This window comes from Achromobacter sp. D7-1 (assembly GCF_059760445.1).
In genome coordinates this window covers 38,326-48,320 of sequence record NZ_JCBAMT010000050.1, presented here as the reverse complement: position 1 = coordinate 48,320, position 9,995 = coordinate 38,326, and the positions used below count along the sequence as shown (strand labels likewise).

Genomic DNA, 9,995 nt, shown 5'->3' with positions numbered 1-9,995 from the left:
GGCTTTTCATTTGGGCGCCGTTGAAGGCGCGCCAACACCTCAGCCGGCTACGCGGAAACGCTCGGCGTCGTCCATGAACGCCTTTTCGCCGAAGCCGTTTTCGTTGGAGCCGAACGGCATCTGCGCGCGCAGCTTCCAGTAGGCCGGAACGTTCCATTCACGCGCGACCGGGGCATCGATCAGCGGGTTGTAGTGCTGCAGGCTGGCGCCCACGCCGGCGTTGGCCAGGGTGCTCCAGACCGACAGTTGGGCCATGCCGCCCGCCTGCTCGGACCAGACCGGGAAGTTGTCCGCGTACAACGCGAATTTTTCCTGCAGGCCCTGCACCACGCCCTGGTCTTCGTAGAACAGCACGGTACCCACGCCCGCGGCGAAGCTCTTGAGCTTGGCTTCGGTCTGGGCGAAGCTCTCGGCCGGCGCGACCTTGCGCACTTCGTCGATGGCGATGTTCCAGAGCTTTTCGCTCTCGGCGCCGAACAGGATCACGGCGCGCGAGCTTTGCGAATTGAACGACGAGGGGCTGTGCTTGATTGCGTCCTGGATCAGGGAGGTCAGTTCCTCCTTGGAGATCGACAGGTTGCGGCCCAGCGAATACTGCGTGCGACGCTGCTTGAGGGCGTCCAGATATGCGTTGCTCATGGCGATATGGCCTTCCGACGAGTAGATAGGGGAAAATGCTTGAGGAATTCTAACGACCCACGATTGTTCCGAATACGTACCAGAGCCAAAAAAACACCCTATCAAGCAGAACAAACTGTTCTGTTCATGAACCAAATCGGCTCGGTGCCAGACAAGAGACAGCCCAAATAAAGGACTCAGCGTGCACTACATCCAGGACCCGAACATCCCAGCCGCCGCGGACATCGGCTTTGACGACTTCCTCAAGGTCGACATCCGCATCGGCACGATCCAATCGGCGCAGGCCTTTCCCGAGGCGCGCAAGCCCGCCTACAAACTGACGATAGATTTCGGCGCGGGCGTGGGCATCCGGAAAAGTTCGGCGCAGATCACGGCGCGCTATACGTTGGAAGAACTGGCCGGCAAGCGGGTCATGGCGGTGGTGAATTTCCCGCCGCGCCAGATCGGGCCAATGAGATCCGAGGTGCTGGTGCTGGGTTTCGCGGACGAAGCCGGCGGCATCGTGCTGGCGGTGCCGGACGACCAGGTTCCCAACGGCACGCGCTTGACCTGACCCCCTGAGCTCCTCTATCGGGGCTTTCCCCTATTACTTGTCTGCCGTCAAAAAACTATCGTATTCGAGAATTATCAAATAAGAGAATTCTCGCTTCCGACAAAATGACAGCAGAACCCCTATACGATTACGCCGTGATCGGCGCCGGCATCGCCGGCGCTTCCGTGGCCTACCGCCTGAGCGCCACGGCCTCGGTCGCCGTGTTGGAACGCGAGGCCCAGCCGGGCTACCACTCCACCGGCCGGTCCGCGGCCATGTTCATGGAAACCTACGGCACGGCCCAGATCAAGGCGCTCACCCGCGCCAGCCGCGCCTTCTACGAAAATCCGCCGCAGGGCTTCAGCGAGCATCCGCTGCTCAGCCCGCGCGGCGTGCTGTACATCGCCACGCCCGAGCAGCAGGACCTGCTGCACGAGGTCTACGACGATTTCCGCAGCCAATCGCCCAATGTGACGCTGATCGACGCCGCCCAGGCCGTCGAACGCGTGCCCTGCCTGCGCGGCGAGCAGATCTGCGGCGCCATCGAGGAACCGGACGCCCGCGACATCGACGTGCATGCCCTGCATCAGGGGTTCCTGCGCGGCATGACGCGCCAGGGCGCGGTGCTGCACAACCAAGCCGAAGTCGTGTCGGCCGCGCACGCGGACGGCGTCTGGACCCTGACCTTGGCCGACGGCCGCAGCCTGCGGGCGCGGGCGCTGGTCAACGCCGCCGGTGCCTGGGCGGACCACGCCGCGGCTCTCTGCGGCGCCTCGCCGGTCGGCCTGCAGCCGTGCCGGCGCACCGCCTTTACGTTCTCCGGTCCGCCGGATGTGGACTTTGCCCATTGGCCGGCCGTGGTCGGGGTCGACGAAAGCTATTACTTCAAGCCCGACGCCGGCCAGTTGCTGGGTTCTCCGGCCAACGCCGATCCGGTCGCCGCGCACGACGTGGTGCCGGAAGAACTGGACGTGGCCACCGGCATCTACCGCATCGAAACCGCGACCTCGCTCACCATCCGCCGCCCCAAGCACACCTGGGCCGGCCTGCGCTCCTTTGTGCGCGACGGCGATTTCGTGGTCGGCTGGGACGCCGATGCGCCCGCCTTCTTCTGGCTGGCGGCGCAAGGCGGCTATGGTATCCAGACGGCCGCGGCGACCTCCGAACTGGCCGCCGCGCTGCTCACGCGCCAGCCGCTGCCGGCCCATCTGCATGCGCACGGCGTGGATGCCGAAGCCGTGCGTCCCGCGCGCCTGCGCTGAACCTCCCCCTAGCCTGCGAGAGTCCATCATGACCACCATAGCCCGTTATCCCAGCCCCCTGCCCCTGCCGTTCTCCCGCGCCACCCAGGCCGGCGGCTTTTTGTTCCTGTCGGGCCAGATCCCGATGGACGCCAACGGCCAGGTCGTGCGCGGCGACATCACCGTCCAGACCCATGCCGCCATCGAGCGCATCAAGGAAACGCTGGCCCTGGCGGGCGCCACGCTCAAGGACGTGGTGCGCGTCACGGTGTGGCTGACAGACCTGGAACTGTTCGCACAGTTCAACGACGCCTACCGCAGCCATTTTTCCTCTGACTTCCCCTCGCGCTCGACGGTCGAGGCCAAGCTGGCCATGGGCGTGGACGTGGAGATCGAAGTGCAGGCCTGGCTGGGCGCGGCGGCGACCCACGGCGGCTACACGCCGGGCCCCGTGTCCGAAGCCTGAGCCCGCAACGCGGGCCGGTTCGATTGCTTGACGCCGCCGGGCCGACGCCGGGCGGTGCGGCCTTTCCCTCGCGCTCGCGGCAACGCCTGCGCCCCCCTGAGCACACCCTTACGCGGAGCGGCAGCATGAAAATATTTTCCGGGTCCCTGGCGACCGAGACGAACACCTTCTCTCCCATCCCGACCGGGCTGTCCGCCTACCGGGCTCGCGGCTATTACCCCGCGGGCCAGCATCCGGACCGCATGCAGATGTTCTCGGGACCGCTGTGGGCGGCGCGCCAGCGCGCGCAGGGCAAGGACTGGACCCTGATAGAGGGTCTGACCGCGGGCGCGACGCCGGCCGGCATCACCACCCGCCACGCCTACGAAACCCTGCGCGACGAACTGCTGGACGATTTGCGCCGCGCGGGCAAGGTCGACATCGCCCTGTTCGGCCTGCACGGCGCCATGGTGGCCGACGGCTATGACGATTGCGAAGGCGACCTGCTGCGCCGCGCGCGCGAGATCGTCGGTCCCGATGCCGTGATCGGCGCCGAACTGGATCCGCATTGCCACATGACGGCAGACATGGTGGAAAGCGCCGACTTCCTGGTCTGCTTCAAGGAGTATCCGCACACCGACATCCTGGAACGCGCCTACGACCTGGTGGACCTGTGCGTGGCCCGGGCCGAAGGCCGCATCAAACCCACGCGCGCCGTATACGACTGCGAGATGATTTCCATCATGCACACCAGCCGCGAACCCATGCGCGGCTTCGTGGACCGCCTGCTCGCCATGGAGGGCAAGGAAGGCGTGCTGTCGGTATCCATCGCGCATGGCTTCCCCTGGGGAGACACGCCCGACATGGGTTCCAAGGTGCTGGTCTACACCGACGGCGACCAGGCCCAGGCCGAAGCCCTGGCACGCGCGCTGGGCGAAGAGATCATCGGCTTTCGCGAACAATTGGCGCCGCCTTATCCCGGCGCCGACGAAGCGCTGGACCAGGCGCTGGCGCTGAACGACTTTCCGGTGGTGCTGGCGGATTCCGCCGACAACGCCGGCGGCGGCGCGCCCAGCGACGCCACCTTCATCCTGGAGCGCGTGCTGGCGCGCGGCATCAGCAACGTCGCAACCGGCCCGTTCTGGGACCCGGTGGCCGTGCAGCTCTGTTTCGAGGCCGGCGCGGGCGCGCGCATCCAGCTGCGCATCGGCGGCAAGGTCGCGCCAGTGTCCGGCCAGCCGCTGGACCTGGACTGCGAAATCCTGGCTCTCAAGCGCGATGCCGTCATGACTGGACTGGCCGGCACGCCCGCGCTGCTGGGCGACACCGCCATCGTGCGCAGCCAGGGCGTGACCCTCGCGCTGACCACCAACCGCACCCAGGCCATGGGCACCGACCTGTTCACGCAGTTCGGCGTGGACCTGCAGGCCATGAAACTCGTCATCGTGAAATCGTCGCAGCACTTCTACGCCTCGTATTCGAAGGTCGGCCGCCACGTCATCTACGTGGAGACGCCGGGCGCCATCACGACCGACTACAACGCGCTGCCCTACACCAAGCGCAAATTGCCGAAGTGGCCGTTCACGGCCTGAGGCGCGATCCATCACCGCCCGGCATGGGCGCAGGAATAACCAAGGGGATAACAATGATCAGACGTTTCAGTTTGCTGGGCGCAGCCGCCCTGCTGGCCATGGGAGCCGCCACCGGCGCGCTGGCGCAGACCAAAACCCTGCGCCTGGTGCCGCACGCGGACCTCAAGACGCTGGACCCGCTGTTCAACACGGCCTACATCACGCGCAACCACGGCTACATGGTGTTCGACACCCTGTTCTCGCAGGACAGCCGCGGCCAGGTCAAGCCGCAGATGGTGGATAGCTGGACCACGTCCGAGGACGGCAAGACCTGGACCTTCACCTTGCGTGCCGGCCTGAAGTTCAACGACGGCACGCCGGTCAAGGCCGAGGACTGCGTGGCGTCGATCCAGCGCTGGGCCAAGAAGGACACGCTGGGCCAAGCCATGATGGCCGCCGGCGCCGAACTCGCCGCCACCGGCGACAACACCTTCACCCTGACGCTCAAGGAGCCGTTCGGCCTGGTGCTGGACGCCTTGTCCAAGCCTTCCGGCATGCCGCCCTTCATCATGCCCAAGCGCCTGGCCATGACGGACCCGAACACCCAGGTCACCGAAATGGTCGGCTCGGGTCCCTTCCTCTTCAAGCGCGACGAATGGGTGCCGGGCAACAAGGTCGTGTACGTGAAGAACCCGGCCTACGTGCCGCGCGCCGAACCGGCCGACGGCCTGGCGGGCGGCAAGAACGTCAAGGTGGACCGGGTCGAATGGGTCTACATCCCCGACGGCAACACGGCCACCGCCGCCCTGATGAACGGCGAAGTCGACATGATCGAACAGACCACGCCCGACTTCCTGCCCGTCCTGGAAACCAATAAGGACATCACCCTGAACACGTCTGTCGCGACGCAGGGCATGGTCATCCTAAATTCGCTGCATCCGCCGTTCGACAACCCGCTTGCGCGCCAGGCGCTGTACCACCTGGTGAACCAGAAAGAAATGCTGTCGGCCATGGGCTACCCGGAGAAATACCGCGTCGACTATTGCCCCAGCCTCTTCGTCTGCGGCTCGCCCCTGGCCAGCGACGCGGGCGCGGCGCCCTACGCCAAGACCGATCCGGCGCGCGCCAAGCAGTTGCTGCAGGAGGCCGGCTACAAGGGCGAGAAGGTCGTGATCCTGTATCCCACGGACCACCTGAGCGCGCCCGCCGTCATGGTGCTGACGCAGAACATGAAGAAGGCCGGCATCAACGTCGACCTGCAATCCATGGACTGGGCCTCGCTGGCCGGACGCCGCCTGAAGAAGGATCCGCCGGCGCAAGGCGGCTGGAACGTGTTCCTGACCTGGGGCGGCTATTACGACGCCAGCACGCCGGTGACCAACCCCTGGATGTCCGCCGCTTGCGGCAACAGCCTGCCCGGCTGGCCCTGCGACAAGGAGCTCGACGCGCTGCGCACCAGCTGGATCCGCGAAACGGACCCGGCCAAGCGCAAGGACATCGCCGCGCAGATGCAGGCGCGCGCCTACCAGAGCGTGCCCTACGTCATGTGGGGCGAGTTCAAGCCCGTGTCCGCGTTCCGCGGCCTCACGCACACCGAGCTGCTGAAGACCGGCATCCCGGTGATGTGGAACATCGAGAAGCCGTAAGGCAGGGGCCGGACGCCGCTTGCGTCCGGCCGCAAGCCGGGGGAAACCAGCGTGAAATACATATTGCGCCGCATCGCGGCCGTCATTCCTGTCATGGCCGTGGTCGCGGTCGTGGTGTTCCTGCTGATCCATCTGTCGCCGGGCGATCCCGCGGCCGTGATCGCGGGCGACAACGCCACCGCCGACGACGTGGAGAAGATCCGCCAGAACCTGGGGCTGGACAAGCCGCTGCTGCAGCAGTTCGGCATCTGGGTCAGCCACATCGCCACCGGCGACCTGGGTACGTCCATGTCGACGCAGATGCCGGTCTCGCAGCTGATCGGCCAACGCATGGGGCCGACGCTGTCCATCGCCATCTTCACCATGCTGTTCGCGGTGATCGTGGCGATTCCGCTGGGTGTGCTGGCGGCCTGGCACGCGGGGCGCTGGCTGGACCGGCTGGTCATGATAGGCGCGGTCTGCGCGTTCTCGGTGCCGGTGTTCCTGATCGGCTACAGCCTGGTCTATGGGTTTTCGATCAAGCTGGGCTGGCTGCCGGTGCAGGGCTACAAGCCGCTGGCGGACGGCGTGGTGCCCTACCTGCGCCACCTGGTGCTGCCCTGTCTGTCCCTGGGCCTGGTCTATATGGCGCTGCTCACGCGCATGACGCGCGCCACCATGCTGGAAGCCCTGTCCGAGGACTACATCCGCACTGCCCGCGCCAAGGGCCTGGCTGCGGGCCCCATCGTGTGGCATGCGCTGAAGAATGCCGCCAATCCCATCGTCACGACCATCGGCGTGGGCGTGGCCCTGCTGATCGGCGGCGTGGTGGTCACGGAAACCGTGTTCGCGATTCCCGGCCTGGGCCGCCTCACCATCGATGCCGTGCTGCGCCATGACTACCCCGTCATCCAGGGCGTGCTGCTGGTGGCCTCGGGCATCTATGTCCTGATCAACCTGCTGGTCGACCTGAGCTACCGGCTCTTCGATCCGCGCATACGCTATTGAACCGGGGCTACGCATGACTACCGATACCCTGTCCCTGCCCGCGCGGCGGCCGCGCCACCGCCGCATCCTGCGCGCGCTGCGCCGCCATCCCATGCTGTATATCGGCGGCGCCATCCTGCTGGCCCTGGCCGCGATCGCGCTGGCCGCGCCCTGGCTGGCCACCGTCGACCCGCAGGACATCAATCCGCTGGCGCGCATGAAGCCGCCTTCGTCCGAACACTTCTTCGGCACCGACGCGCTGGGCCGCGACGTCTATTCGCGCACCGTCTGGGGCGCCCGCGTCTCGCTGGTGGTCGGCATCGTGGTGGCGGTGGTCTCCACCGTCGCCGGCGTGGCCCTGGGCATGGCGGCGGGCTACTTCCGCCGCATCGACGCCTTCATCATGCGCATCATGGACGGCCTGATGGCCATACCCGGGGTACTGCTGGCCATCGCCCTGATGGCCACCCTGAAGGGCGGCCTGGGCACCGTGATCATTGCCATCGTCATCCCGGAAGTGCCGCGCGTGGTGCGGCTGGTGCGGGCGCTGGTACTGACGATACGCGAGCAGCCTTATATCGAGGCCGCGATTTCGTCCGGCACGCGCGTGCCCGCGATCCTGCTGCGCCACATCCTGCCCAACCTGTTCGCGCCGCTGATGGTGCAGGCCACCTTCATCGCGGCATCCGCCATCCTGACCGAAGCCGTATTGAGCTTCCTGGGCGTGGGCATACCGCCCCACATCCCCAGCTGGGGCAACATCATGGCCGAAGGCCGCAACTTCGTGGCCGTGGCCTTCCACATCATCCTGTATCCAGGCCTGTTCCTGGGCGTGGCCGTCCTGGCCGTCAATCTGATGGGCGACGGGCTGCGCGACATGCTCGATCCCCGCCTGGCCAAGAAACTGTAGGAGCGCACATGCAAACCCAACCTGTCTTGCGCGTGCATGACCTCACCACCTGTTTCGACGGCGACGAAACCACGGTAGTCGCCGTGGACCGGCTCTCCTTCGACCTGATGCCCGGCGAAACCCTGGGCCTGGTCGGCGAATCCGGCTGCGGCAAGAGCGTCACGTCCCTGTCCATCATGCGCCTCTTGCGCGCCCCCGGACGCGTGGCCGGCGGCCGCATCGAGTTTGACGGCCAGGATCTGCTGGGGCTTTCTGAAAAAGCCATGCGCGCGATCCGCGGCAACCAGATCTCGATGATTTTCCAGGAACCCATGACCTCGCTGAACCCCGTGTTCACGGTGGGTAAGCAGATCAGCGAATCCCTCATGCTGCACCAGGGTCTGTCGCGGCGCGAGGCCATGGCGCAGGCCGAATCGCTGCTGGAACTGGTGCAGATATCCGACCCGGCGCGCCGCGTGCGCGAGTATCCCTATCAGCTGTCCGGCGGCATGCGCCAACGCGCCATGATCGCCATGGCGCTGGCTTGCCAGCCCAAGATCCTGATCGCCGACGAGCCCACCACCGCGCTGGACGTCACCATCCAGGCGCAGATCCTGCACCTGCTGCGGGAAATCCAGCAACGGCTGGGCACCTCCATCGTGCTGATCACCCATGACCTGGGCGTGGTGGCGCAGATGTGCCAGCGCGTCATCGTGATGTACGCCGGGCGCAAAGTAGAGGAAGGCAGCGTCGACGACATCCTGGACCACGCCCAGCATCCTTACACCCAGGCGCTGATCCGCTCCCTCCCCGACTTTGCCGCAGGCCAGGACCACACGGCGCGGCTGGCCGAGTTGCCCGGCATCGTGCCGGTCATGACGCCCGAGTCGCGTGGTTGCGCCTTCGCGGCGCGCTGCCCGGAAGCGCAGCCGCGCTGCACCGAGCAGGCGCCGCCCGCCGCCGACGCCGGCAGCCGCCACCGAGTCTGGTGCTGGGCCCGCGCGGCCGAACCCGCCCCCGCCGCCCTGACCGCCTGAGGCCCGCCATGAACCTGCACGACATTCCTCTTTCGAGCGCCGTAGCCGCGCCCGCCGCCGAGGCTGCACCCATGCTGGAAGTCATCGGCTTGAAGAAGCACTACCCCGTGGACAGCGGCAGCGGCGCCAAGGTGCTGCGCGCGGTCGACGGCGTGTCCCTGTCGGTGCCGCGCGGCCAGACGCTGAGCCTGGTGGGCGAATCCGGCTGCGGCAAGTCCACCACCGGCAAATGCCTGATCCGCCTGACCGATCCCACCGAGGGCCGCATCCTGCTGGAAGGCCGCGACCTGGCCGCCATGAACAGCCGCGAACTGCGCGCCATGCGCCAACGCATGCAGTTCATCTTCCAGGATCCGTTCTCGTCGATGAACCCGCGCATGCGGGTACGCGACATCATCGGCGAGCCGCTGCGTGCCTTCGGCCACGGCCGCGCCGCCATCCGCGACCGCGTCGCGCAGCTGCTGGCGCGCGTCAGCCTGCGCCCGGATGCCGCCGACCGCTATCCCCACGAGTTCTCCGGCGGCCAGCGCCAGCGCATCGTTATCGCCCGCGCACTGGCGCTGGACCCGGGCCTGATCGTCTGCGACGAACCGGTGTCGGCGCTGGACGTGTCGGTGCAGGCGCAAGTCATCAACCTGCTGATGGACCTGCAACGCGACCTGGGGCTGACCTACGTCTTCATTTCGCACGACCTGAGTGTGGTGCGGCACATCAGCCACCGCGTCGCCGTGATGTACCTGGGCAAGATCGTCGAGACCGGCACGCGCGAAGCCATCTTCGAACGCCCCGCCCACCCCTATACCCGCGCCCTGCTGGCCGCGGTGCCATCGGCCCGCCAGGGCGAACGCAAGCCCGTGGAAGTCCTCAAGGGCGAGATCCCCAGCCCGCTGTCGCCGCCCTCGGGTTGCGCCTTCCGCACCCGCTGCCCGCTGGCGCAGCCGCGCTGCGCCGAGGAAGCGCCGCAACCCCGCCAGATCGCCCCCGAACAGCAGGTCGCCTGCCATTTCGCCATCCACGCCTAGCCGGAGA

10 protein-coding genes are annotated in these 9,995 nt (G+C 67.0%); 9 read left to right on the top strand and 1 reads right to left on the bottom strand.

Annotated features, from left to right (window positions below):
• Positions 1 to 39 precede the first annotated feature (39 nt).
• Entirely contained in the window at positions 40 to 639 is a 600-nt protein-coding gene (locus AC6LKD_RS20530; RefSeq protein WP_498117305.1) for a nitroreductase family protein, read from the bottom strand.
• A gap of 181 nt (positions 640 to 820) precedes the next feature.
• On the opposite strand from AC6LKD_RS20530, the gene AC6LKD_RS20525 reads away from it, so the two are divergent.
• From AC6LKD_RS20525 to AC6LKD_RS20485, 9 genes are all read left to right on the top strand, one after another.
• Positions 821 to 1,192 carry a tRNA-binding protein gene (locus AC6LKD_RS20525; RefSeq protein ID WP_498117304.1) on the top strand — a complete coding sequence of 124 codons (372 nt, stop codon included), beginning with the start codon at positions 821 to 823 and terminating at the stop codon, positions 1,190 to 1,192.
• 104 nt (positions 1,193 to 1,296) lie between these two features.
• On the top strand, positions 1,297 to 2,433 hold the full coding sequence (locus AC6LKD_RS20520; protein ID WP_498117303.1) for an NAD(P)/FAD-dependent oxidoreductase: 1,137 nt from the start codon (positions 1,297 to 1,299) through the stop codon (positions 2,431 to 2,433).
• A gap of 28 nt (positions 2,434 to 2,461) precedes the next feature.
• Entirely contained in the window at positions 2,462 to 2,878 is a 417-nt protein-coding gene (locus AC6LKD_RS20515) for a RidA family protein (RefSeq protein WP_013391999.1), read from the top strand.
• 125 nt (positions 2,879 to 3,003) lie between these two features.
• Entirely contained in the window at positions 3,004 to 4,449 is a 1,446-nt protein-coding gene (locus AC6LKD_RS20510) for a M81 family metallopeptidase (protein WP_498117302.1), read from the top strand.
• Between the two features lie 53 nt (positions 4,450 to 4,502).
• The gene (locus AC6LKD_RS20505) at positions 4,503 to 6,074 is read left to right on the top strand and encodes an ABC transporter substrate-binding protein (RefSeq protein ID WP_013391997.1); all 1,572 of its coding nucleotides are present in this window, start codon (positions 4,503 to 4,505) and stop codon (positions 6,072 to 6,074) included.
• A 51-nt stretch (positions 6,075 to 6,125) separates the two neighbouring features.
• On the top strand, positions 6,126 to 7,061 hold the full coding sequence (locus tag AC6LKD_RS20500) for an ABC transporter permease (RefSeq protein WP_013391996.1): 936 nt from the start codon (positions 6,126 to 6,128) through the stop codon (positions 7,059 to 7,061).
• 13 nt (positions 7,062 to 7,074) lie between these two features.
• The gene (locus AC6LKD_RS20495; protein ID WP_498117301.1) at positions 7,075 to 7,950 is read left to right on the top strand and encodes an ABC transporter permease; all 876 of its coding nucleotides are present in this window, start codon (positions 7,075 to 7,077) and stop codon (positions 7,948 to 7,950) included.
• 8 nt (positions 7,951 to 7,958) lie between these two features.
• Positions 7,959 to 8,966, top strand: a complete 1,008-nt coding sequence (locus AC6LKD_RS20490; protein ID WP_498117300.1) for an ABC transporter ATP-binding protein — start codon at positions 7,959 to 7,961, stop codon at positions 8,964 to 8,966.
• Positions 8,967 to 8,974: 8 nt separating this feature from the next.
• On the top strand, positions 8,975 to 9,988 hold the full coding sequence (locus AC6LKD_RS20485; RefSeq protein ID WP_492274939.1) for an ABC transporter ATP-binding protein: 1,014 nt from the start codon (positions 8,975 to 8,977) through the stop codon (positions 9,986 to 9,988).
• Positions 9,989 to 9,995 lie beyond the last annotated feature (7 nt).